Source organism: Nocardioides salarius (genome assembly GCF_016907435.1).
GTDB lineage: Bacteria > Actinomycetota > Actinomycetes > Propionibacteriales > Nocardioidaceae > Nocardioides > Nocardioides salarius.
The window spans coordinates 3,957,968-3,979,865 of record NZ_JAFBBZ010000001.1 but is presented as its reverse complement, the minus strand read 5'-3'; the positions used below and the strand labels follow the sequence as shown (position 1 = coordinate 3,979,865).

At 74.2% G+C, this 21,898-nt stretch carries 24 protein-coding genes; 11 read left to right on the top strand and 13 right to left on the bottom strand.

Annotation, left to right across the window (positions count from 1 at the left end):
• Position 1: 1 nt before the first annotated feature.
• Complete coding sequence (gene leuA, locus JOE61_RS19095; protein WP_193667671.1) at positions 2 to 1,687, bottom strand: 2-isopropylmalate synthase; 1,686 nt, start codon at positions 1,685 to 1,687, stop codon at positions 2 to 4.
• Between the two features lie 337 nt (positions 1,688 to 2,024).
• Between leuA and JOE61_RS19090 the strand changes: the two genes are divergently transcribed.
• The 4 genes from JOE61_RS19090 to JOE61_RS22315 all read left to right on the top strand — a co-directional run bounded on the left by JOE61_RS19090 (position 2,025) and on the right by JOE61_RS22315 (position 5,020).
• Positions 2,025 to 2,663, top strand: a complete 639-nt coding sequence (locus tag JOE61_RS19090; protein ID WP_193667374.1) for a response regulator transcription factor — start codon at positions 2,025 to 2,027, stop codon at positions 2,661 to 2,663.
• 34 nt (positions 2,664 to 2,697) lie between these two features.
• A complete protein-coding gene (locus JOE61_RS19085) occupies positions 2,698 to 3,192 on the top strand; it encodes a flavodoxin family protein (protein ID WP_193667375.1) in 495 nt (164 codons plus the stop codon).
• Positions 3,193 to 3,287: 95 nt separating this feature from the next.
• Entirely contained in the window at positions 3,288 to 4,133 is an 846-nt protein-coding gene (locus tag JOE61_RS19080; RefSeq protein ID WP_307823106.1) for a septum formation family protein, read from the top strand.
• Positions 4,134 to 4,174: 41 nt separating this feature from the next.
• Positions 4,175 to 5,020 carry a septum formation family protein gene (locus JOE61_RS22315; RefSeq protein WP_307823105.1) on the top strand — a complete coding sequence of 282 codons (846 nt, stop codon included), beginning with the start codon at positions 4,175 to 4,177 and terminating at the stop codon, positions 5,018 to 5,020.
• A gap of 167 nt (positions 5,021 to 5,187) precedes the next feature.
• On the opposite strand, the gene era is transcribed toward JOE61_RS22315, so the two are convergent.
• The 4 genes from era to JOE61_RS19055 are packed head-to-tail and all read right to left on the bottom strand — an operon-like array spanning position 5,188 to position 9,521.
• Positions 5,188 to 6,114: a GTPase Era gene (gene era, locus JOE61_RS19070; protein WP_193667376.1), complete on the bottom strand. Its 927-nt coding sequence runs from the start codon at positions 6,112 to 6,114 to the stop codon at positions 5,188 to 5,190.
• Positions 6,111 to 6,884 (bottom strand): siderophore-interacting protein, encoded by a 774-nt coding sequence (locus JOE61_RS19065; RefSeq protein WP_193667377.1) that lies wholly within the window; start codon positions 6,882 to 6,884, stop codon positions 6,111 to 6,113. Before JOE61_RS19065 ends, era begins: the two co-directional genes overlap by 4 nt.
• A gap of 13 nt (positions 6,885 to 6,897) precedes the next feature.
• Entirely contained in the window at positions 6,898 to 8,169 is a 1,272-nt protein-coding gene (locus JOE61_RS19060; RefSeq protein WP_307823104.1) for a class I SAM-dependent methyltransferase, read from the bottom strand.
• Entirely contained in the window at positions 8,166 to 9,521 is a 1,356-nt protein-coding gene (locus JOE61_RS19055; protein ID WP_204797317.1) for an FAD-binding oxidoreductase, read from the bottom strand. The genes JOE61_RS19060 and JOE61_RS19055 overlap by 4 nt, the downstream gene beginning before the upstream one ends.
• A gap of 107 nt (positions 9,522 to 9,628) precedes the next feature.
• Here JOE61_RS19055 and JOE61_RS19050 point away from each other — a divergent pair, with 107 nt between their 5' ends.
• Genes JOE61_RS19050 through idi form a run of 6 tightly spaced genes read left to right on the top strand, consistent with a single transcriptional unit; the run spans position 9,629 to position 14,825 of the window.
• Entirely contained in the window at positions 9,629 to 10,414 is a 786-nt protein-coding gene (locus tag JOE61_RS19050) for a UbiA family prenyltransferase (protein WP_193667378.1), read from the top strand.
• Complete coding sequence (locus tag JOE61_RS19045; protein ID WP_193667379.1) at positions 10,411 to 11,574, top strand: NAD(P)/FAD-dependent oxidoreductase; 1,164 nt, start codon at positions 10,411 to 10,413, stop codon at positions 11,572 to 11,574. Before JOE61_RS19050 ends, JOE61_RS19045 begins: the two co-directional genes overlap by 4 nt.
• A 24-nt stretch (positions 11,575 to 11,598) precedes the next feature.
• On the top strand, positions 11,599 to 12,663 hold the full coding sequence (locus JOE61_RS19040) for a type III polyketide synthase (protein WP_193667380.1): 1,065 nt from the start codon (positions 11,599 to 11,601) through the stop codon (positions 12,661 to 12,663).
• Positions 12,660 to 13,220 carry an isoprenylcysteine carboxyl methyltransferase family protein gene (locus tag JOE61_RS19035; RefSeq protein ID WP_193667381.1) on the top strand — a complete coding sequence of 187 codons (561 nt, stop codon included), beginning with the start codon at positions 12,660 to 12,662 and terminating at the stop codon, positions 13,218 to 13,220. Before JOE61_RS19040 ends, JOE61_RS19035 begins: the two co-directional genes overlap by 4 nt.
• Positions 13,213 to 14,235: an FAD-dependent monooxygenase gene (locus JOE61_RS19030; RefSeq protein WP_193667382.1), complete on the top strand. Its 1,023-nt coding sequence runs from the start codon at positions 13,213 to 13,215 to the stop codon at positions 14,233 to 14,235. The genes JOE61_RS19035 and JOE61_RS19030 overlap by 8 nt, the downstream gene beginning before the upstream one ends.
• A complete protein-coding gene (gene idi, locus JOE61_RS19025) occupies positions 14,232 to 14,825 on the top strand; it encodes an isopentenyl-diphosphate Delta-isomerase (protein ID WP_193667383.1) in 594 nt (197 codons plus the stop codon). Before JOE61_RS19030 ends, idi begins: the two co-directional genes overlap by 4 nt.
• 75 nt (positions 14,826 to 14,900) lie before the next feature.
• On the opposite strand, the gene JOE61_RS19020 is transcribed toward idi, so the two are convergent.
• From JOE61_RS19020 to JOE61_RS19000, 5 genes are all read right to left on the bottom strand, one after another.
• Positions 14,901 to 15,572 (bottom strand): DUF6226 family protein, encoded by a 672-nt coding sequence (locus JOE61_RS19020; RefSeq protein ID WP_193667384.1) that lies wholly within the window; start codon positions 15,570 to 15,572, stop codon positions 14,901 to 14,903.
• 122 nt (positions 15,573 to 15,694) lie between these two features.
• Positions 15,695 to 16,069, bottom strand: a complete 375-nt coding sequence (locus JOE61_RS19015; RefSeq protein ID WP_193667385.1) for a cytidine deaminase-like protein — start codon at positions 16,067 to 16,069, stop codon at positions 15,695 to 15,697.
• Complete coding sequence (locus JOE61_RS19010) at positions 16,066 to 17,421, bottom strand: hemolysin family protein (RefSeq protein ID WP_193667386.1); 1,356 nt, start codon at positions 17,419 to 17,421, stop codon at positions 16,066 to 16,068. Before JOE61_RS19010 ends, JOE61_RS19015 begins: the two co-directional genes overlap by 4 nt.
• A complete protein-coding gene (gene ybeY / locus JOE61_RS19005) occupies positions 17,418 to 17,876 on the bottom strand; it encodes an rRNA maturation RNase YbeY (RefSeq protein ID WP_193667387.1) in 459 nt (152 codons plus the stop codon). Before ybeY ends, JOE61_RS19010 begins: the two co-directional genes overlap by 4 nt.
• Complete coding sequence (locus JOE61_RS19000; RefSeq protein WP_193667388.1) at positions 17,873 to 18,913, bottom strand: PhoH family protein; 1,041 nt, start codon at positions 18,911 to 18,913, stop codon at positions 17,873 to 17,875. The genes ybeY and JOE61_RS19000 overlap by 4 nt, the downstream gene beginning before the upstream one ends.
• 116 nt (positions 18,914 to 19,029) lie before the next feature.
• Between JOE61_RS19000 and JOE61_RS18995 the strand changes: the two genes are divergently transcribed.
• Positions 19,030 to 19,305: a hypothetical protein gene (locus tag JOE61_RS18995; RefSeq protein ID WP_193667389.1), complete on the top strand. Its 276-nt coding sequence runs from the start codon at positions 19,030 to 19,032 to the stop codon at positions 19,303 to 19,305.
• A gap of 43 nt (positions 19,306 to 19,348) precedes the next feature.
• On the opposite strand, the gene JOE61_RS18990 is transcribed toward JOE61_RS18995, so the two are convergent.
• Genes JOE61_RS18990 through JOE61_RS18980 form a run of 3 tightly spaced genes read right to left on the bottom strand, consistent with a single transcriptional unit; the run spans position 19,349 to position 21,786 of the window.
• Positions 19,349 to 20,155 carry a hypothetical protein gene (locus tag JOE61_RS18990; RefSeq protein WP_193667390.1) on the bottom strand — a complete coding sequence of 269 codons (807 nt, stop codon included), beginning with the start codon at positions 20,153 to 20,155 and terminating at the stop codon, positions 19,349 to 19,351.
• Between the two features lie 45 nt (positions 20,156 to 20,200).
• Positions 20,201 to 21,451, bottom strand: coding sequence for a monooxygenase (locus JOE61_RS18985; RefSeq protein ID WP_193667391.1), 1,251 nt, complete (start codon positions 21,449 to 21,451; stop codon positions 20,201 to 20,203).
• On the bottom strand, positions 21,448 to 21,786 hold the full coding sequence (locus JOE61_RS18980) for a histidine triad nucleotide-binding protein (protein WP_307823103.1): 339 nt from the start codon (positions 21,784 to 21,786) through the stop codon (positions 21,448 to 21,450). The genes JOE61_RS18985 and JOE61_RS18980 overlap by 4 nt, the downstream gene beginning before the upstream one ends.
• Positions 21,787 to 21,898: the final 112 nt, after the last annotated feature.

Below are 21,898 nucleotides of genomic sequence, written 5' to 3'. Positions count from 1 at the left end.
CTCAGGCGCGGTTGACCGCGCTGATGACCGCCTTCAGCGAGGCGGTGACGATGTTGGCGTCAACCCCCACGCCCCAGAAGATCCGGTCGCGCACCGAGCACTCGACGTACGCCGCCGCGAGGGCGTCGCCACCGGAGGACAGCGCGTGCTCGTGGTAGTCGAGCACCCGCACGTCCCACTCCTGCGGCAGCTCGTTGAGCGCCCCCACGAACGCCGCGATCGGACCGTTGCCGGTGCCCTCGAGGGTGCGCATCTCGCCCTCGACCTCGACGTTGACGGTGAGCGCGTCCTTCTCGCCGGCCGCCGAGCTGGTGTGCACGGAGTCGAGGCTCAGGGGGCTCTCGCGGTCGAGGTACTCGGAGCGGAAGACGTCCCAGATCGCCTCGGGCGTCATCTCGCCGCCGTCGGCGTCGGTGCGCTGCTGGACCACCCGGCTGAACTCGATCTGCGCGCGGCGCGGCAGGTCGAGCTTGTGCTCGGCCTTGAGCACGTAGGCCACGCCGCCCTTGCCGGACTGGCTGTTGACCCGGATGACCGCCTCGTAGGTGCGCCCGACGTCCTTGGGGTCGATCGGCAGGTACGGCGCCTCCCAGGGCAGCGAGCCGACCGGCACGCCCTGCTCGGCGGCCTGGCGGTCGAGGTCCTCGAGCCCCTTCTTGATGGCGTCCTGGTGGGAGCCGGAGAAGGCGGTGTAGACGAGGTCGCCGGCGTAGGGGTGGCGCGGGTGGACCGGCAGCTGGGTGCAGTACTCGACCGTGCGGCGGATCTCGTCGATCCCGCCCTCGACGGCGAAGTCGATCATCGGGTCGACGCCCTGGCTGAAGAGGTTCATGCCCAGCGTCACCAGGCACACGTTGCCGGTGCGCTCGCCGTGGCCGAAGAGGCAGCCCTCGACCCGGTCGGCGCCGGCCATCATCGCCAGCTCGGTGGCGGCCACGGCGGTGCCGCGGTCGTTGTGCGGGTGCAGCGAGATCACCGTGTTCTCGCGCCGGGTGAGCTGGCGCGAGAACCACTCGATCTGGTCGGCGTAGACGTTGGGGGTGGAGACCTCGATCGTCGCGGGCAGGTTGAGGATGATCTCGCGCCCGTCCTCGGGCTGCCACACGTCGCTGACGGCCTCGCAGACCTCCAGCGAGAACGGCAGCTCGGTGGAGGTGAAGATCTCGGGGCTGTACTCGTAGCCGATCACGGTCATGTCGAGCACCTGCTCGCCGTGCTTCATCACCATCTCGGTGCCCCGCACCGCGATGTCCTTGACCTCGTCGCGGCTGGCCCCGAAGACCACGCGCCGGAACATCGGCGCCAGCGCGTTGTAGAGGTGGATGTTGGCGCGCGGCACCCCGACCAGCGACTGGACGCTGCGCTCGATGAGGTCCTCGCGGGCCTGGGTGAGCACCGAGATCGTGACGTCGTCGGGGATCCGGTCGCCCTCGATGAGCTGGCGCACGAAGGAGAAGTCGGTCTCGCTGGCCGACGGGAAGCCGACCTCGATCTCCTTGTAGCCCATCTGCACCAGCAGGTCGAACATGCGCATCTTGCGCGCCGGCGTCATCGGGTCGATGAGGGCCTGGTTGCCGTCGCGCAGGTCGGTCGAGAGCCAGCGGGGGGCCTGCTCGATCGTGCGGGAGGGCCAGGTGCGGTCGGGCAGGTCGATCGGCGGGAACGGGCGGTACCGCTCGACCGGCATCCCGCTGGGCTTCTGCGCCGAGCGGATGGTGGAGAAGGGGCTGACGATGTCACTCACGATGGTGGTCCTCGCTGGTGGTCCGGGGGTCTGGCACGGCGGCCGGCGCGCAGGACGAACACTCCGCAGCGAGGGGGTCCGGCTCTGGCTCAGACCTCGCTGCGGCAGCGAAGGAGGAGGTGCTGTCGCATCATGGTCACCCCAGACTAGCGCACCCCCGCCCGGGCCGGTCGCAGCCGTCCACGGCCCGAGCGCCCCGCCGTTCCGGGTCGAGAATCACCCGTAGAGGTGAGCCTCGACGCGCCTGCGCGACCGGTCGCGTTGACTACCTTGCCTTCTCGTGAACGAGCCGAGCGCCCTGACCGCCCCGCGCTCGCGCCGTCCGCTCCGGGTCCGGGTCGTCGACGAGCCCGAGCTGGTCACCCGGGGCATCGAGGCGATGCTGCGCCCGTACGCCGACCGCGCACGGGTGGCCGCCGACGGCACCCACGACGGGACGAACGACGGGACCCCGGGCCTCGACGTGGTGCTCTGCGACCCGTTCCCGGTGCCCCCGGCCGCCCGCGACGTCCTGGGCCGGCTCGCCGGCCACGCCCCGGCCCGGGTGCTGGTCTTCAGCTGGCACACGCACCCGGTGGGGGTGCGGCAGGCGCTCGACGCGGGCGCGCACGGCTACCTCGGCAAGACCGCCAGCGGGGCCGAGCTGCTCGCCGCGCTCGAGGCGGTGGCGCGCGGCGAGCGGCCGACCCCCGACCTGCACCCCCGGGGCCCCGGCGTCGACTTCCCGGGGCTGAGCACCCGCGAGTCGGAGGTGCTGGCGCTGATCTGCGAGGGGCTGAGCAACCAGGAGGTCGCCGAGAGGCTCTTCGTCAGCGTCAACTCGGTCAAGACCTACATCCGGCAGGTCTACGGCAAGACCGGGGTCACCCGGCGCACCCAGGCCGTGGCCTGGGCGCACCGGCACGGCTGGCTGGGCTGAGCCACGGTCCGGCCCGCCCGGCTACGGTGGCGCCATGGCCCGGCTCCTGGTGGTCCACCACTCCCCCACCCCGACGCTGCGCTCGCTCAGCGAGGCGGTCGTCGCCGGCACCCGTGACGAGTCGATCACCGGTGTCGAGGTGGTGGTGCGCGAGGCCCTCGAGGCCGGCGCCGACGACGTGCGTGCCGCCGACGGGTTCCTGCTCGGCACGCCCGCCAACTTCGGCTACATGTCCGGGGCGCTGAAGCACTTCTTCGACACGATCTTCCTGCAGTCCGGCGGCGACCTGGGCCAGGACGGCTCCGCCGGGCAGGGCGAGGCGAGCGGCAGCCGACGCCCCTACGGGCTGTGGGTCCACGGTCGCTACGACACCACGGGTGCGGTGCGCTCGGTGAGCAGCATCGTGCAGGCGCTGTCCTGGCGGCAGAGCGCCGAGGTGCTGGAGGTCCTCGGCGACGTCGACGAGACCGGGCTGGAGCGGGCCTACGAGCTCGGCGGCACCCTCGCGGCGCTGCTCAGCCAGGACTGAGCGCACCGACCACGGGGCGGCTAGGATCGCCCCGCCCGACGCCCGATCCTGGAGTCGGCCCCCGCAGCCCCGACCGACCCGCCACTGGAGACCACGTGCGCCACCCGAGCCGGACCACGGCGCTCGCCGGCGCCGCCACCGTGCTGGCCCTGGCGCTCTCGGGCTGCACCGGCTCGGCCGGCTCCGGCGACGCCCGCGGCGCGGGCGCCACCCAGGGCCGCAACCCCGACCCCGCCCTCGTCGACTCCACCGCGGTCCCCGAGCTGGGCCAGTGCCGCAACCTGCGCCCCGAGGACGTCGCGCTGCCGGCCAACGCCACCGCCGCGGTCGACTGCACCGAGGAGCACACCGCCCAGACCTACGCGGTGGGCACCCTGCCCGACAAGCTGCACGACGCGGCGTACGACTCCGAGGAGCTGGGGGCCTGGGCCTACAAGACGTGCTCGAAGGGGCTGATGGCCTTCCTCGGCGCCGACGAGTCGTCGGTGATGCGCACCATCGTGACCTGGTCGTGGTTCCGCCCCTCCGAGGCCGCCTGGGACGAGGGCGCGCGGTGGTACCGCTGCGACGTCATCGGCGGCGGCGGCGAGGGCGTCGACTACCGGCCGCTGCCCAAGACCGCCGAGGGCCTGCTGATCGGGCTGCCGCCCGACGAGTGGATGGTCTGCGCAAACGGCCCGGCCGTGGCCGGCTCGCCGAAGGTGCCCTGCTCGGAGAAGCACACCTGGCGCGCGGTCACCACGATCAAGGTGGGCGAGCCCGGCGACGACTACCCGGGCGACCGGGTCGTCGAGGTGACCAGCCGCGACTTCTGCTCCGACTCCGTGGCCGCCTGGCTCGGCTACCCGCTCGAGTACGACTTCGGCTTCACCTGGTTCAAGCAGGCCGAGTGGCAGGTCGGCAACCGCCGTTCGGTGTGCTGGGCGCGCACCTCGTCGTGAGACGGGGTCCACGCCACGGTGCCGCCACGCTGGTCGTGGCGGTGGCGTTGGCGCCCGTGCTGGCGGCCTGCACCGCCGACGATCCCGCCCCGGGCCCCGACGCCGCGAGCGCCTCCGGCACCGCCCCGTCCTCGTCCGCCGCCGCGCCGTCCGAGCGCGCCGCGCCGGCGGAGCAGGCGGAGCCGGTCGAGCCGCCACCCACCGCCACCTGCTACCGCCTGTCGTACGACGATGCCGTGGCGCCGACCTCGTCGGCACCGCCGGTGCGGTGCGCGAGCACCCACACGGCCGTGACCTTCGACGCCGGGCCCCTCGACACCGTGGTCGACGGGCACCTGCTGGCCGTGGACTCGGAGGCGGTGCAGGCCGGGGTCGCCGAGCGCTGCCCGGCCGCGCTGGGCGACTTCCTCGGCGGCGGGCCCGACGCGCTGCGGCTGAGCATGCTGCGCAGCGTGTGGTTCACCCCCAGCCTCGAGGAGGCCGACGAGGGCGCGTCGTGGTACCGCTGCGACGTGGTGGCCCTGGCCGGCGCCGAGCGCCTGGCCGAGCTCACGCCCCCCATGCGAGGAGTGCTCGGCACCGAGGCCGGGCGGGAGCGCTACGGGATGTGCGGCACCGCCGAGCCCGGCACCCCCGACTTCACCCGGGTGCTGTGCTCGACCGACCACACGTGGCGAGCCGTGCAGGTCGTCGACCTCGCCGCTGGGCAGGGCTCCCAGGACTACCCCGGCGAGGACGCCGCCCGCGCCCGCGGCCAGGAGCCCTGCGAGGCGGCCGGCCGCGAGGCCGCCGAGGACCCCCTCGACTTCAGCTGGGGCTACGAGTGGCCAGATGCCGAGCAGTGGGCGGCCGGTCGGCGCCACGGCCTCTGCTGGGTCCCCGACTGACCCGGCCTGAATATCACCCTGACCCGGCGCAAACTTCGCACCCAGTCGGCCCGAATCGGCCGCAGGAGACATGGGCCGGGTGGGCGGGAAGTTTGGGCCGGGTGGGCGGGAAGTTTGGGCCGGGTGGGGGGGAAGTTTGCGCCGGGTCGGCGGGGTGGGACGGGTGGCTAGAAGCCGAGCTTGCGCAGCTGGCGGGGGTCGCGCTGCCAGTCCTTGGCGATCTTGACGCGCAGGTCGAGGTAGACGGGGGTGCCCAGCAGGGCCTCGATCTGCACCCGGGCGTCGGTGCCGACCTTGCGCAGGCGCGAGCCCTTCTTGCCGATCATGATCCCCTTCTGGGAGTCGCGCTCGACGTAGACGACGGCATAGATGTCGAGCAGCGGCTTGTCCTCGTCGCGGCCCTCGCGCAGGCCCATCTCGTCGACGACGACGGCGATGGAGTGCGGCAGCTCGTCGCGCACGCCCTCGAGCGCGGCCTCGCGCACCAGCTCGGCGACGATCGCCTCCTCGGGAGCGTCGCTCAGCTCGCCGTCGGGGTAGAGCTGGGGGCCCTCGGGCAGCAGCCCCACGAGGAGGTCCTCGAGCAGCGAGACCTGGTCACCGGCCTGCGCCGAGACGGGCACGATCTCGGCCCACTCGATGCCGAGGTCGGCGCCGAGGGCCTGGATGTCGAGCAGGTGCTGACCGATCTGCTCGGGGGTGGCCAGGTCGGTCTTGGTGGCGATGGCGACCTTGGTGGTGCGCTTGATCTTGGCCATCTCCGAGACGATGAACCGGTCGCCGGGCCCGACCTTCTCGTTGGCCGGGAAGCAGACCGCGACCACGTCGACCTCGGCCAGCGTGGTCTTGACCAGGTCGTTGAGCCGTTCGCCGAGCAGGGTGCGGGGGCGGTGCAGGCCGGGGGTGTCGACCAGGATCAGCTGGGCGTCGGGGCGGTGCACGATGCCGCGCACGACGGTGCGCGTGGTCTGCGGCTTCGAGGAGGTGATGACCACCTTCGAGCCGACCAGCGCGTTGGTCAGGGTGGACTTGCCGGCGTTCGGGCGCCCGACGAACGAGGCGAACCCGCTCCTGTGCTCCGGTGTGCTGCTCATTGTTCCCTCGCTGCGTCGTAGTCGGCCCAGATCTCCTCGTCGGACTTGCCGGCGGCCTTGCCGGCGCGCCAGATGGGCCCCGGGTCGACCGCCCTGGGCTGGCGCTGCGCCCCGCCGCGCCAGTAGCCCATGACGTCGTACGCCGTGCTGGGCAGCCGGCGCTCGCGCATCAGGTGCTTGCGGATCGCCCGCATCTGCGCCGACTCCCCCGCCATCCAGAAGTAGCCCTCACCCTCGGGCCAGACCAGGTCGCCGACCACCTCGGCCAGCGACGACTGCCCGTCGCCGGGCTGCGCCAGCCAGGTCACGTCGCCGCCCTCGGGCAGGTAGCCGGGCACCCGCTCGGGCACCTCGGCCCACACCCGCGTCGGCAGGTCGACCTCCTCGCTGATGCGCGCCATGGCCGGCATCGCGGTCAGGTCGCCGACGAGCATCAGCCAGCGCGCGCCGTCGGGAAGCGTGAAGGAGCCCTTCGGCTCGGTGACCACGACCCGCTGGCCCACCACGTCGGGCAGCTGGGCCCACTCGGTGACCAGGCCGACGTCGTGGACGACCACGTCGAGCACCAGCTCGCCGCCGGCGAAGGAGCGCACCGTGTAGTAGCGGCTCTGGAACTGCCCGGGCACCACGAGGCCGACCCACTCGTCGGGCACCCCGGTGCTGGCGAAGCCGCTCAGGCCCTCGCCGCCGAGCCGCAGGCGCAGCAGGTGGTCGGTGATCCGTTCGCGGCCCAGCACCTGGGCCTCGAAGGTCATCGCTCGCGTGCTCACCCGCCGAGGCTACTCACCACGACGGACGCAGCGGCAATCCGTCGTCGCCGTCAGGGCCGGTGTGCACGGCCAGCACCTGGTGCAGCTGGATCTCGTTGCGCTCGAAGCCCAGCCGCGACCCGGCCATGTAGAGGCCCCACACGCGCGCGGTGCCCTCGCCGACCTCGGCCACGCACTCGTCCCAGTGCTCGACCAGGTTGGCGCACCAGTCGCGCAGGGTCATCGCGTAGTGGCGGCGCAGGTTCTCCTCGTGCACCACCTCGAGCCCGGCGTCCTGGGCGCGGGTGATGATCGTGCCCGAGCCCGTGAGCTCGCCGTCGGGGAAGACGTAGCGGTCGATGAAGGCACCGGTCTCGCGCGGGGCGTTGTCGGGACGGGTGATGCAGTGGTTGAGCAGCCGCCCGCCCTCGCGCAGGTGCACGCGCACGAACCCGAAGTAGGCCGGGTAGTTCTTGACCCCCACGTGCTCCATCAGCCCGATCGAGCTGATCGCGTCGAAGCCGGTCTCGCGCACCGCGCGATAGTCGCTGTGGCGGACCTCGGCCAGGTGCCCGAGCCCGTCGGCCTCGATCGCCTCGCGCGCGTACGACGCCTGCTCGCGGCTCAGGGTCACGCCCAGCGCGTGCACCCCGTAGTGCTGCGCCGCGTGCCGCACCATCCCGCCCCAGCCGCAGCCGAGGTCGAGCAGGCGCATCCCGGGTCGCAGGCCGAGCTTGCGGCAGACCAGGTCGAACTTCTCGGCCTGGGCCTCCTCCAGGGTGGCGCCGGCGTCGGGGTAGACCGCGCAGGTGTAGGCCATGGAGGGGCCCAGCACGTGGCGGTAGAAGGCGTTGGAGACGTCGTAGTGGTGCGAGATCACCTCGGCGTCGCGGTCGAGCGAGTGCCGCACCCCCTCGACGACGCGCCGCCAGCGCGGCAGGTGCTCCTGCGGCGGCGGCGGCGGGGGCTTGAGGTTGGCCAGCCCGAGGCCGCGCAGCAGGGTCACGGCCTCGCCGATCGAGGGGGTGCGGAAGCGCAGCCTGCTCTGCAGCAGCGTCATCGCGTCGTAGGGGTCGCCGGGGTGCACGCCCTCGATGCGCAGGTCGCCGCTGACGTAGGCCCGGGCCATGCCCAGGTCGCCGGGGGCGGTGAGCAGGTAGGCCAGGCCGCGCCGGTCGAGCAGGCGCAGGGTGATGTCGGCGTCCGCGGGGCCCGCGACGGAGCCGTCGTACGCCTCGAACCGCACGGGCATCCCCTCACGCATCAGGGAGGCCACCGCGTCACCGATGGGGATCGTGGAGGTCACTGTCGTCGCACCGCCTTGTCGTAGAGCGAGGTGAGCCGGTCGTCGGGGTCGTGGAGGCTCTTGACGGCGCCCAGGCGGTCGCCGCGGTAGAGCCGGTCGAAGGTCTCGCGGTCGTAGAAGGCCTCGGAGTAGAGCGACTTGTGCCCGCCCAGGGCGTGCACCTGCTCCTCGATGGCCCGGTTGGTCGGCCCGTCGGGCGCGTCGGGACCGACGTGGACGGTGCCCCAGAAGCCGACGTTGACGTAGACCTCGTGCGGGGCCAGCGGGTAGGTCGGCCAGTCCCGGTGGGCGACCAGGGGGCACAGCCACACCGGGCGCATCCCCACGTGCTCGTCGAACCAGGCCAGGAACTCGGGCAGCCGCGCCAGCGGCACCTCGACGTCCTGGACCACCCGCTCGCGCTGCGGGCGGCCCGCGCGACGGTCGAGCCGGTCGACGAGCCCGAGCCGGGCGTCGAGCCCGACGAGGCGGTGGTAGACGTCGGAGCGGCGCCAGCGCCGCGGCCACACGCGGCGCACCAGCGGGTGCTGGGCCCCGAAGGCGGCCGAGCACCAGAACCAGTCGGTGTCCCAGCGCCAGAGGTAGTCCTCCATGGTGAGCAGGTCGGCGCCACGCTCCCTGATCGAGCGGTAGTAGACCTGCTGCCCGGTGTAGTCGCTGGTCGGGCCGGGGTCGTCGGTCCAGGTGGCAAGGCTCAGGTACAGCTCGCCGGGCTCGAAGGCGACCCCGTCGAGGCCGTCGACCCGGGCGCCGTCCCACTCCCGCGTCGCGGTGACCTGCGCGATCGCCTCGACCAGACGGGCCGGGTCGTCGAACCGCACGTGGCGCAGCGCGACCCGCCCCGGCACCGGTTCGAGCTCGATGCGCAGCCGGGTCGCGTAGCCCAGCGAGCCGTAGGAGTTGGGGAAGGCGTCGAAGAGCGCGTCCCCGGGACGGGTGGTGACGACCTCGCCCGCGCCGGTCAGCACGTCCATCTCGAGCACCGACTCGTGCGGCAGCCCGCTGCGGAAGCTCGTCGACTCCACGCCCAGGCCGGTCACGGCGCCGCCGAGGGTGATCGTGCGCAGCTGCGGCACCACCAGCGGCACCAGCGAGTGCGCCAGCGTGGCCGCGACGAGGTCCTCGTAGGTGCACATGCCCTGCACCTCGGCGGTGCCGGCGGCGGGGTCGACCTCGATGACGCCCGTCAGCCCGCTGACGTCGAGGCCGGGGCCGGTGGTCGCGGCCCGGGGCCGGAAGAGGTTCGAGGTGCGCTTGGCCAGCCGGACGGGCGCGCCGTCCGGGATCGCGTCGTACGACGACCGCAGCCGTGCCACGGCCCGCTCGTGCTCGTCCCAGCCGATGCTCCCCACCCCCTCCAAGTTACTCCTGCCGCAGCCGCCGTGCCGCACGGCTCGGCCGTGCGGGTGGGGCAGCGTGACCCGGGGCACGGTAGACAGGGCCCGTGACGTGGCGAGGCATGAGCGCCCTGCTCGGGTCGGCCCACCTGGGCCCGACCCTGGCCGTGACCGCGCTCGCGGGCCTGCTGACCGTGCCGGCGGGCCTCGACGGCCCGCGCGCCGCGCTCGTGGTGGCCGCGGTGCTGACCGGCCAGCTCACCATCGGCTGGAGCAACGACCTCGTCGACGTACGCCGCGACCGCGCGGTCGGCCGCACCGACAAGCCGCTGGCCACCGGGGAGCTCTCGGAGCGCCTCGTGCGTGGGTGCTGCGCCGCGGCGCTGGTGGCCACGGCGGCGCTCTCGCTGGCGCTCGGCCCCGCGGCGGGGCTGCTCCACCTGCTGCTGGTCGCCGCCGGCTGGGCCTACAACCTGGGCCTCAAGGCGACGGCGCTGTCGTGGCTGCCCTACGCCGTGGCCTTCGGCGCGCTGCCGGGCGTCGTGTGGCTCGCCGGGCCCGACAGTCCGCCGGCGTGGGGAGTCGCGGCCGGCGCCCTGCTGGGTGTCGGCGCGCACCTGGCCAACGTGCTGCCCGACCTCGGTGACGACGCGGCCACCGGGGTGCGCGGGCTGCCGCACCGGCTCGGCCCGCGGCTGCTGCCGGTGGCGGCGGTGGCGGTGCTGGTGGCGGCCAGCGCGGTGATCGCGCTCGGCGCCCCGGGCCTGCCCGGCTGGGCGCTGGCGGTCGGGGCCGTGCTCGTCGTGGCGCTGGCCGGCCTGGCGCTCGTGCGACGGGGCCGCGACTCCTTCCGGGCCGCGGTCGGCATCGCCCTGGTCGACGTCGCCCTGCTGGTGGTGGCCGGATGAGCGCCTCCCACGACCTGGTCGTCGTCGGCGCCGGACCCGCGGGCTCGGCCGCCGCCATGGCGGCCCTGGCGCACTCCCCCGACCTGCGGGTGCTGCTCGTCGAGCGTGCCGAGCTCCCCCGCGACAAGTGCTGCGGCGACGGCATCGCCCCGCACGTCCTCGACGTGCTGCGGCCGCTGGGCGCCGCCGACGTCGTCGAGGGCTGGCGTCCGTTGCGCCACCTCACGCTCAGCCGCGGCTCGCGCGAGGTCGCGGGCCGGATGCGCCGCGAGGTGCACGTCATCCCGCGCGAGGTCTTCGACGCCCGCCTCGCCGAGCGGGCCGTCGAGCGCGGCGCCGAGCTGGTGCGCCACCGGGTGCGCGAGGTGCGAGCCGGGTCTGCCGGGGTCGAGGTCGACCACCTGCGCGCGGGGGTCGTCGTCGGCGCCGACGGGGCGCACTCCGTGGTGCGCACCGGGGCCGGGCTGGGCCCGACCGCTCCCCGGGCCCTGGCCCTGCGCGGCTACGCGCCCACCCCGCGAGGGCGCCGGGGCCTGCAGGTGATCCGCTACGGCGAGCGCCGCCAGCCCTCCTACGCCTGGTCCTTCGACCGCGGCGACGGACTGGCCAACGTCGGGTACGGCGAGCTGGTCGGTGGCACCGACCCGCCCACCCGCGCCCTGCTGCTCGAGCAGCTCGAGGAGCTGCTGCCCGGCGCGACCGAGGGCGGCACCGCCTGGCGCGGGCACCACCTGCCGCTCTCAGGACTGGGCTGGCGCCACCCCGACGGCCCGGTGCTGCTCGCCGGCGACGCGGCCGGGCTGGTCAACCCGATGACCGGCGAGGGCATCTACTACGCGGTCGCCACCGGCGCGCTGGCCGGGCGGGCCGCGGCCCGCGCCCTGGCCGCGGACGAGCCGGGGGCCGCGGGGGCGGCGTACGGGCGGGAGGTGCGGGCGCTGCTCGGGCGCCACCTGCGCCACACCTGGGCCGCCTCCCGGCTCTCGCGGCACCCCCGGGTCGTCGACGCCGGCATCGGCGCCGCGGCCCGCGACCAGCGCGTCTTCGACGACCTCGTCGAGATCGGCCTGGGCGGCGGCCGCATCGGCCCACGCCTGGGTGTCGGTCTGCTGGCCCACCTGGCCCGGCCCGCACCTGACCACCACCTGACCACCACCTGACCACCACCTGACTGGGGACCCACCATGCAGATCCTCGCTGTCCGCGGCACGCTGCCCGAGCACACGCACACCCAGGACGAGATCACGGCCGCCTTCGCCGACGTCATCGCGCAGGGCCGGCTCGACGAGCGGGTGCTGCGCCGCTTCCACCGCAACGCCGGGGTCAGCCAGCGCCACCTCGCGCTGCCGCTGGCGGCGTACGGCGAGCTCGGCGGCTTCACCGAGGCCAACGACCACTTCATCACCGAGGCGGTCGCGCTCGGCTCGCGCGCGGTCGAGGAGGCGCTCAAGGCGGCCGACCTGACACCCAGCGACGTCGACCTGGTGGTCTCGGCGACGGTGACCGGGCTGGCGATCCCCTCGCTGGACGCACGCATCGCGAGCGCCACCGGCATGCGGCCCGACGTGAAGCGGGTGCCGATCGTGGGCCTGGGCTGCGTGGCGGGGGCCGCGGGCGTGGCGCGGCTGCACGACTACCTGGTGGGCCACCCCGGCCAGGTGGCGGTGCTGGTCGCGGTCGAGCTGTGCTCGCTGACGGTGCAGCGCGACGACGTGTCGGTGCCCAACCTGGTGGCCAGCGGGCTCTTCGGCGACGGTGCCGCGGCCGTGGTGGCCCGCGGCGAGGCGGGCGAGCCGGGCGCCGCGCGGGTGCTCGACACCCGCAGCCGGCTCTACCCCGACTCCGAGCGCACCATGGGCTTCGACGTCACCAGCGGTGGGCTGCGGATCGTGCTCGACGCCGCGGTGCCCCAGATCGTCGGGCGCTACATCCGCGAGGACGTCGACGGGTTCCTGGCCTCCCACGACCTGACCCGCGCCGACGTCGAGTGGTGGGTCTGCCACCCCGGCGGGCCCAAGGTGATCGAGGCGCTGCAGGAGGCGCTCGAGCTCGAGCACGAGGACGTGCGGCTGACCTGGGAGTCGCTCGACCGGGTCGGCAACCTGTCCTCGGCCTCGGTGCTGCACGTGCTCGAGGACACCCTGCGCGACAAGCCGCCGCGCCCGGGCTCCTACGGCCTGATGATGGCGATGGGCCCCGGCTTCTGCTCCGAGCTGGTGCTGCTGCGCGCCGAGGGCGGTGCCGCGTGACCTCGCTGACCTTCTTCACCGTCGTCGTCGCCCTGGTCGCGCTCGAGCGGCTCGCCGAGCTCGTCGTGTCCAAGCGCAACGCCGCCTGGTCCTTCGCCCGCGGCGGCGTCGAGACCGGCCGGGGCCACTACCCCGTCATGGTGGTGCTGCACTCGGGGCTGCTGGTCGCGATGCTCGTCGAGGCCTACGTCGTGCGCCCCGACGTGCCGCTCGCGCTGGCCGCCTCGATGCTGGTGCTGGTCGTGGCCTCCCAGGCGCTGCGCTGGTGGTGCATCGTCGCCCTCGGGCCGCGCTGGAACACCCGGGTTATCATCGTGCCGGGGCTGCCCCCGGTCACGGGCGGGCCCTACCGGTTCTTCTCCCACCCCAACTACGTCGCCGTCGTCGTCGAGGGCGCCGCGCTGCCGCTGCTGCACCTGTCGTGGGTCACCGCGCTGGTCTTCACCGTGGCCAACGCGGCGCTGCTGACGGTGCGGCTGCGGGTCGAGGACGCCGCGCTGGCCACGCTGCCGCCGGCTCCCGCGGGACCGCTCCAGCCCGGGGCGCGCCGTGCATGACCTCGTGGTCGCCGGCGGCGGGCCGGTGGGCCTGGCCGCCGCGCTGCACGCCCACCGCGCCGGGCTCGACGTGGTGGTGGTGGAGCCCCGCGCCGGGGTCGTCGACAAGGCCTGCGGCGAGGGGCTGATGCCCGGGGCGCTGACGCACCTGGCCGACCTGGGCGTCGAGGTCGAGGGCGTCGACCTGGCCGGCATCCGCTACCGCGACGAGCGGCGCAGCGTCGACGCGCGCTTCCGGGCCGGGCCGGGCCGCGGCGTGCGGCGTACGACGCTGCACGCGGGGTTGTCGCGCCGCCTCGCCGACGCGGGGGTCGAGGTGCGGCACGAGGCCGTGCGCTCGGTGGTCGACCGGGGCTCGCACCTGCTCGTCGACGGCCGGCCGACCCGCTACCTGGTCGCCGCGGACGGGCTGCACTCCCCCGTGCGCCGGCTGCTCGGCCTCGATGCGCCGGTGCGCAGCGCCCGGCGCTACGGCCAGCGCTGCCACCTGCGCGTCGCGCCGTGGAGCGACTTCGTCGAGGTGCACTGGGCACCCCACGCCGAGGCCTACGTGACCCCGGTCGCCCCCGACCTCGTCGGTCTGGCGCTGCTCAGCGGGCGCCGCGCGCCGTTCGCCACGCTGCTCGAGGGCTTCACGGGCCTGCGCGACCGGGTGGCGGGCGTCGAGCGGACCCGCGTCATGGGCGCCGGGCCGCTGCGCCAGCAGGCGCGCGCCCGGGTCGCCGGGCGGGTGCTGCTCGTCGGCGACGCCGCGGGCTACGTCGACGCGCTCACCGGCGAGGGCATCGCGCTCGGGCTGGCCGAGGCCGCCGCGGCGGTCGCGGCCGTGGTCGCCGACGCCCCCGAGGGGTACGACGCCACCTCACGCCGGCTGCGGCGCCGTCACGAGCTGCTGACCCTGGGCCTGGTCACCGCCACCCGGCACCAGGTGGTGCGCCGGCGCCTAGTGGCCGCGGCCGACCGGGTGCCCTGGGTCTTCGGCGCGGCGGTCAACCAGCTCGCGAGGCCGGCATGAGCGGGCCGGTGGCCCAGCCCGCGCGCGAGCAGGTGGTGCTGCTCGACGAGACCGGGCACGCAGTCGGGGTCGCCGACAAGGCCGGCGTGCACCACGCCGACACCCCCCTGCACCTGGCGTTCTCCTGCTACGTCTTCGACCACGACGGCCGGATCCTGCTGAGCAGGCGGGCGCTGAGCAAGCGCACCTTCCCCGGGCTGTGGACCAACTCCGCCTGCGGCCACCCGGCCCCCGGCGAGGCGTTCCTCGACGGCGTGCGCCGGCGGGTGCACCAGGAGCTCGGCCTCGAGCTCGACGACCTGCGGGTGCTGCTGCCCGGCTTCGGCTACCGCGCCGAGATGCAGGGCGTCGTCGAGCACGAGCTGTGCCCGGTGCTGGTGGCCACCACCTCCACCGAGCCCCACCTCGACCCGGCCGAGGTCGAGGAGGTGGTCTGGGAGTCGTGGGCCGACTTCCGCGCCGGCGTCCTCGACGGCAGCCGCGACGTCAGCCCCTGGTGCCGCCTGCAGGTCGAGGCGCTGCCCGAGGACCCGCTCCGCGCGCCGGGCCGCCCCCTCGACGAGCTCCCACCCGCCGCCCGCCCGAGCTGACCCGGCCCAAATGTCCCGCTGACCCGGCCCGAACTTCCCGCCCAGTCGGCCTGACCTGCCTGCCGGGCCACCGAGTCACGTCCAGGGCGCCCCGTGGACGACGCGCTGCCACAGCGGGCGGGGTGCGCAGCCGCGTCGTACGGCGTCGAGGTCGTGGGCGATCGCCTCGCTCTCCGCGCGTTGTTCCGCACGTGTCTCGCCGGTGCTCCTGCCGTCCCAGCTGCCCGACCACCCCTCCCGCCCTCCGGTCGCGGTGCGTCCCGGCGCTTCGAGGTGGACGAGCTCGCCGCCGACCACGTCGAGCCAGGCGCGGTCGTGGACCTCGAGGAGGTCGGCGGAACCGGAGTCGCAGGCGTCGCAGTGGCAGTCCGTCTCCAGCACGCCCACCGGCGGCTCACCGGCTCGCAGGTCGACGTCGACCAGCAGGTCGTCGACTGACGCATCGCCGACGACGCGCAGCGGCAACGCCCCGGCCGCTCGCGGGACCACCCGCCAGCCCCGTCGGCCCGGGACCGCGATGTCGCTCGGGGCGACCCCCTCGCGCGAGGCCACGCCGAGCTCGGTGAGGGCGAGGGTCCAGGCCAGGGCCCGAGCACCCTCGATGCGCCACTTGGCCGGGTCGGAGACCCGCGAGTACTCCTCGTCGAGCGGCTCCCGGTCGGGGTGCGGGCTGGCCCAGCCCGGCGTGCTGGCCGCCGTCACCGCGAAGTGTGCCTCGACCTCCTGCAGCAGCCGTGTCTCGTCCATGCGCGGCAGCCTAGAGCGCCGCTGCGGCCGGGGTCACCGGGTTTGCCCGGGCCGGCTCGAGGCGAAGCTCAGGCCGGGTCGGGGCGAGATTTGCGCCGGGTCGGGGCGAGATATGGGCCGGGTCAGGTGCGGGTGGTGCCGGCGAGGGCGCCCTTGGCGTCCCCGCGATGCACCGGTACGCCGCTGCCGGCGAGGTCGCGCAGCGCGTCGAGGTCGCGCGACGTCACCGCGTCGGCGTGGGTCAGCACGACGGCGGCCTCGAGCCCCGTGGCGCCCGAGGCGACGGCCATCGCGACGCAGACCCCGAGCGCCGAGACCTGCAGGGAGGGCAGGTCGACGGTGGCGGCGGCGTAGGTGCGCCCGTCGGCGTCGCGGACCGCGGCCCCCTCGGCGGCGCGGGTGCGGGCCCGGGTGGAGCGCGCGAGGGTCACCAGCTTCTTGTCCTCGGCGGCCAGCGCCTCGGGGGCGGGGTCCTCGGCGGGGGCGGGGGTGCTCACTGGTCCTCGTCGTCCTCTCGGTGGTCGCGGCTGTCGTCGCGACGGTTGTCGGGGCGGTCCTCTTCGTCGTCGCTGTCGTGCACCGGCTCGAGCCGCGAGATGAGCACGGTGACGATCTTGTTGCGGCGCCCGGCGCTGTCCTCGGCGACGAAGCGCAGCCCGTGGGCCTCGACCGAGGAGCCGGGGATCGGCACCAGGCCGAGGTGCTTGGCCATCAGCCCGCCGACGGAGTCGACGTCCTCCTCCTCGACGTCGTCGCCGAAGATCTCCTCGAGGTCGTCGACGGGGAAGCGCGAGGAGACCCGCACGACGCCCTCGGCGAGGTGCTCGACCTCGATCTCGTCCTCGTCGTACTCGTCGGTGATCTCGCCGACGATCTCCTCGAGGATGTCCTCGATGGTGACCAGGCCGGCGGTGCCGCCGTACTCGTCGACGACGACCGCGATGTGCTGGCGACGCGCCTGCATCTCCTTGAGCAGCCCGTCGACCGCCTTCGACTCGGGCACCCAGTGCACCGGGCGCATCACCGACTCGATCCGCTCGGTGAACTCGGCGTCGGGCGCCTCGAAGTCGCGCCGCACGATGTCCTTGAGGTAGGCCATCCCGACGATGTCGTCGAGGTTCTCGTCGACGACCGGCAGCCGCGAGTAGCCGCTGCGCAGGAAGAGCGACAGGCTCTGGCGCAGGTTCTTGTGCTTCTCGACGTAGACCACGTCGTTGCGGGGCACCATCACCTCACGGGCGGTGGTGTCGCCGAGCTCGAAGACCGAGTGGATCATCCGGCGCTCCTCGCTCTCGATGAGCGAGGAGGCCTCGGCCAGGTCGACGAGCTCGCGCAGCTCGGACTCGGTCGAGAACGGGCCCTCCCGGAAGCCCTTGCCGGGCGTCAGCGCGTTGCCCAGCGCGATCAGCACCTGCGGGATCGGGCCCAGGACCCGCGTGACCAGGCTCAGCGGGGCCGCCGAGAGCAGCGCGACGGTCTCGGCGTGCTGGCGGCCCATCGTGCGCGGCGCCACGCCGACGACCACGAAGGAGACCAGCAGCATCACGGCGATGGCGGTCAGCACGCTGGCCCACCACGCCCCGTGCATCAACTCGTCGACCTGCAGCGCGACCAGCACGATCGCGGAGACCTCGCAGGCCATCCGCAGCAGCAGCGCGGTGTTGAGGTAGCGGGGCAGGTCGTCGAGGAGCCCGATCAGCCGCTTCGCGCCGGCGCGTCCCTCGGCGAGCAGCTCACCGGCCCGGGCGTGGGAGAAGGAGGCCAGCGCGGCGTCGGCGGCCGAGAAGATGCCCGCGAGCACGACCAGGGCGGCCGCCGTCACCAGCAGCCCGACGTCACCGCCGCTCATGCGTCGTCAGTGGCGCGCCACGCGGCCAGCAGCTCGTCCTGCAGGCCGAACATCTCGCGGTGCTCCTCCGGCTCGGCGTGGTCGTAGCCGAGCAGGTGCAGGATGCCGTGCACGGTGAGCAGCTCGATCTCGGCCACGGTGCCGTGACCGGCGCTCTCGCCCTGGCGGCGCGCGATCTCGGGGCACAGCACCAGGTCGCCGAGCACGCCCTCCTCGGGCTCCTCGTCGACCAGGCCCGGGCGCAGCTCGTCCATCGGGAAGGCCAGCACGTCGGTGGGGCCCTCCTTGTCCATCCACTGCTCGTTGAGCTCGGCGATGGTGGCCTCGTCGACGGCCTTGATGCACAGCTCGGCCTGCGGGTGCACGTGCATCCGGTCCATCACGAAGCGGCTGAGCGTGGAGAGACGGCGTACGTCGACCTGCTGGCCGGACTCGTCGAGGACCTCGATGCTCATGGTCGGTTCCCCTGCACGGGTCGGGCGCGCTCGGCGCGGGCGTCGAAGTCGTCGTACGCCGCCACGATGCGGCCCACGAGCCGGTGCCGCACGACGTCGCTGCTGGTCAGGCGGTTGAAGCCGATGTCCTCGACGCCGTCGAGGATCTCCTCCACGACGCGCAGGCCCGAGCGGGTCCCGCCGGGCAGGTCGGTCTGGGTGATGTCGCCGGTGACGACGATCTTGGACCCGAAGCCCAGCCGGGTCAGGAACATCTTCATCTGCTCGGGCGTGGTGTTCTGCGCCTCGTCGAGGATGATGAAGGAGTCGTTGAGCGAGCGGCCGCGCATGTAGGCCAGCGGGGCGACCTCGATGGTGCCGGCGGCCAGCAGCTTGGGGATCGTCTCGGGGTCGATCATGTCGTGCAGCGCGTCGTAGAGCGGGCGCAGGTAGGGGTCGATCTTCTCGCTCAGGGTGCCGGGCAGGAAGCCCAGGCGCTCGCCGGCCTCGACGGCCGGGCGGGTCAGGATGATCCGGTTGACCTGCTTGGACTGCAGCGCCTGCACGGCCTTGGCCATGCCGAGGTAGGTCTTGCCGGTGCCGGCCGGGCCGATGCCGAAGGTGATCGTGTGCTTGTCGATCGACTCGACGTACTTCTTCTGGTTCAGCGTCTTGGGGCGGATCGAGCGGCCCCGGTTGGAGAGGATGTTGAGGCTCAGCACGTCGGCGGGGCGCTCGGTCGTCTCGGTGCGCAGCATCGTCAGCACCCGCTCGACGGTCTCGGTGCTGATGCCCTGACCGGTGCGGATGATGGTGACGAGCTCGTCGAGCAGCCGCTGGGCCAGCGCGATCTCCCCCGGGTCGCCCTCGAGCGTGATCCGGTTGCCGCGCACGTGCACGGCGGCGTCGAAGGCCTTCTCGATCAGGGCGAGGTGCTCGTCACCGGGACCCAGCAGGCTGACCATGTCGATGCTGTTGGGCACCACGACCGTGTGGTGGCTGCGTGCTCCGCTGGTGGGGCTCTCGGCGGGGGTGCTGCGGTCATCGGAGTGGGACATGGATGCCCGGAGGGCGCCTCTCTGTCGTGGGGACGGTGGGTCGAGCGCCTCCCATGCTACGGCGTGGCCCCGAGCAGCACCCACTCAGTAAAGGGGCCCCGACGTAGGCTGGGGCCATGGCCGGGGGCGAGCACGACCTGCGCGAGTGGGACGACGAGGACCCCGACTCCCACGACGACGACTCCGCGCCCTACTGGTTCCCCGGCGAGACGATGCCGCCGCACGCACGGGCGATGGGCCTGACCCACCACACGCCCGAGGGCGCGCTGCTCGACTTCGGCGGCAGGCTGGACCCCACGAAGCGCGTGCACTACTGGACCGCGTGGGCGCTGCTGGTGGTCTTCGGGCTGCCGGTGGTCTTCGCCGTGATGCGGCTCGCCTACCTGTTCTGACGACCCTGACGACCCGGGCGACGGGCGACCCGGGCGATCGGGGCTACTGCCAGGCCGATGACGGCGCGACCGTCAGCACGACCGTGCCGCCCTCCTCGACGGGACTGCCCGGGCCGGGCTCGATGCCCAGCAGGGCCCCGCGGGGCAGGACCACGCGCGAGGTCGTGTCGCCGGCGTCGGCCGGTGGGGCCGGCACGACCCGCACCCGGAACCCCTCGCGCCGCAGGAGAGCGGCGTACGACCGGGTGGTCGCGGGCCGGTCCCCCCACACCGGGGTGCGCCCCGAGCCCAGGGCCAGGGGGACCGTGGTCCGGGCGTCGGGCTGCAGCCGCAGCGAGCCGCGCAGGACGGCGAGGTCCACGTCACCGGGGTCGGAGACGTGCACGACGAAGGCGACCCCACGCGACGGGACGGCGAGCACGCTGCGGCACACGCGCGGCGCGAGCCATCCGCACTCCCGACCGCTCAGCACCGGCTCGCCCCCGACCTCCCCGTCCACCGAGAGGTCCTCGAGGAGCCGCGAGCCGTGCGCCGAGCCGGTGTCGACCACGGCCAGCGACGACACCTCGGTGGGGGTCGTGGGCGGGACGGTGAAGGCGCAGTCGGTCATGGCGCCGGTCTCGACGTAGACCGTGTCCTCGACCGGGAGCAGGCACTCGGTGTCGCCGGTGGTCCACCAGTCCGGGACGGCCACCACCACGCCCCCGGCACCGACCCACCGGTGCCCCTCGGGCGCCGGGGCCCCGGCCCTGGGCGGAGCAGGCACCGAGGCGCCCTCGCCGGAGCAGGAGACCACGAGCAGGCAGGCGACCAGCCCGACCGCGAGCCGCACGAGCCTGGACAGTGACATGGCGGTACGACGCGCGCGCCCGGCGGAGGGTTCCGCCGGGCCGGCTCAGAACCGTCCGACCGGCTCGCCGTCGTAGGCGACCTGGAGGGTGCCCAGGCACATCTCGTCGGTGGAGCCCTCGCCCCACAGCACGTACTTCTCCTCCTGGCCGGCGAAGGCGGGCAGCTTGTCGCGCAGCCACTGCTGGTGGGTGCAGGTCACCGTCAGGGTCTCCCCCGCCTCGAGGCGCAGCGGCTCGACCGGCTTGGAGCCCTGGTCGTCGAAGTCCCACTGGTCGATGTCGAGCAGCGTGCGCTCCTCGGGCGTGCCGGCGTTGGCCACCACCGAGATCTCGCGGCCCAGCAGGTGCATGTGGCCGGCGGCGCCGAGCACCGTCATCGGCTGGCTGACCCGGCGGGTGCAGGTGGTCGTCTCGGAGGGGCCCTGCCCCTCGCCGCACAGCAGGTGCAGCACGTCGGCGGTCGAGGCGGCCGCGCCGAAGCGGCGGCGCAGGTCGACCATCGCCGCGTCGCGCTCGCAGAGCGGGCCGTCGGAGCGCGCGGCCCGGCAGGGCAGCTCGACCGGGGCCGGCATCAGGTAGGTGTGCAGCGGGGTCAGGTCGCGGCTGCCGGGCATCCAGCGCAACCGGGTCGCCGACCGGTCGGCCGACTGGCCGCGCAGCAGGTTGTAGTGCACCTGCATGACCACCTGGGTGCCGGCCTCGAGGCGGATGCCGTGGCCGTCGCGCAGCTGGGTCTCGTCGCCGCCGGGCGCCCACGCCGCCAGCCAGCTGGCGTCGGAGATGTTGGCCGCGGCCCCCTCGACGCCGCTGCCGCCGAAGCAGGTCCAGCCGGGGTCGACGGTCTTGTGGTCGAGCGCACGCGCCGCCTCGACCTGGTCGGGCTCGACGCGGAAGAGGATCACGTGGTGCACGACCTCGGGGTTGCCGGGCACCACCTGGCTGCCGGTCAGCCACACGTCCTCGTCGAGGCCGGGGTCGAGCAGGAAGCAGCGGTAGTCGTCGGTGCCGTCACCGCTGGGGGCCGAGGGCGTGTACTCCTCGGTCATCTCCAGGCTCATCCGCTTCTCGCCGCGGCGCAGCGGCAGCTCCTTGCCCGGCGGCAGCGACGAGAGCTGCTCGGCCACGACCTCGGGCGGGTCGACCGGCGAGAGCACGCTGGCCGGGTCGCCGTCGCGCCGGTCGTCGGTGCCGAGCACGGCCACGCCGGCCACGACCCCGGCCACGGCGAGCAGGCAGGTCAGGGCGAGCACGACCAGGCGGCGTACGCCGGGCCGACCGGTGGTCGCGCCGCTCATCCGGGCGGCCACGTCATCGGACGGCCGGCCAGCACGTGCAGGTGGGTGTGGAAGACCGACTGGCCCGCCCCCTCACCGGTGTTGAGCACCAGCCGGTAGTCGTCGTGCCCCTCCGCGGCGGCCACCGCCGCGGCCGCGGTGACGAGCTCGCTCATCACCGCGGGGTCGCCGGCGGCCAGCTCGGCGGCGTTCGCGTAGTGCGTGCGCGGCACCACCAGCACGTGCGTCGGCGCCTGCGGCGCGACGTCGCGGAACGCGACGGTCCCCTCGGTGACGTGCACGACGTCGCCGGGGACCTCCCCCGCGACGATCCTGCAGAACAGACAGTCGCTCACTTGTTGCCTCCCGCGACGCATCGTCCCACAAATCCGCTGCCGCGCCGCGGTAAACCCCCAGGGCCCCTCGGGCGTCGCACTAGCGTGACCACCCATGCGAGCGCTCCCCCAC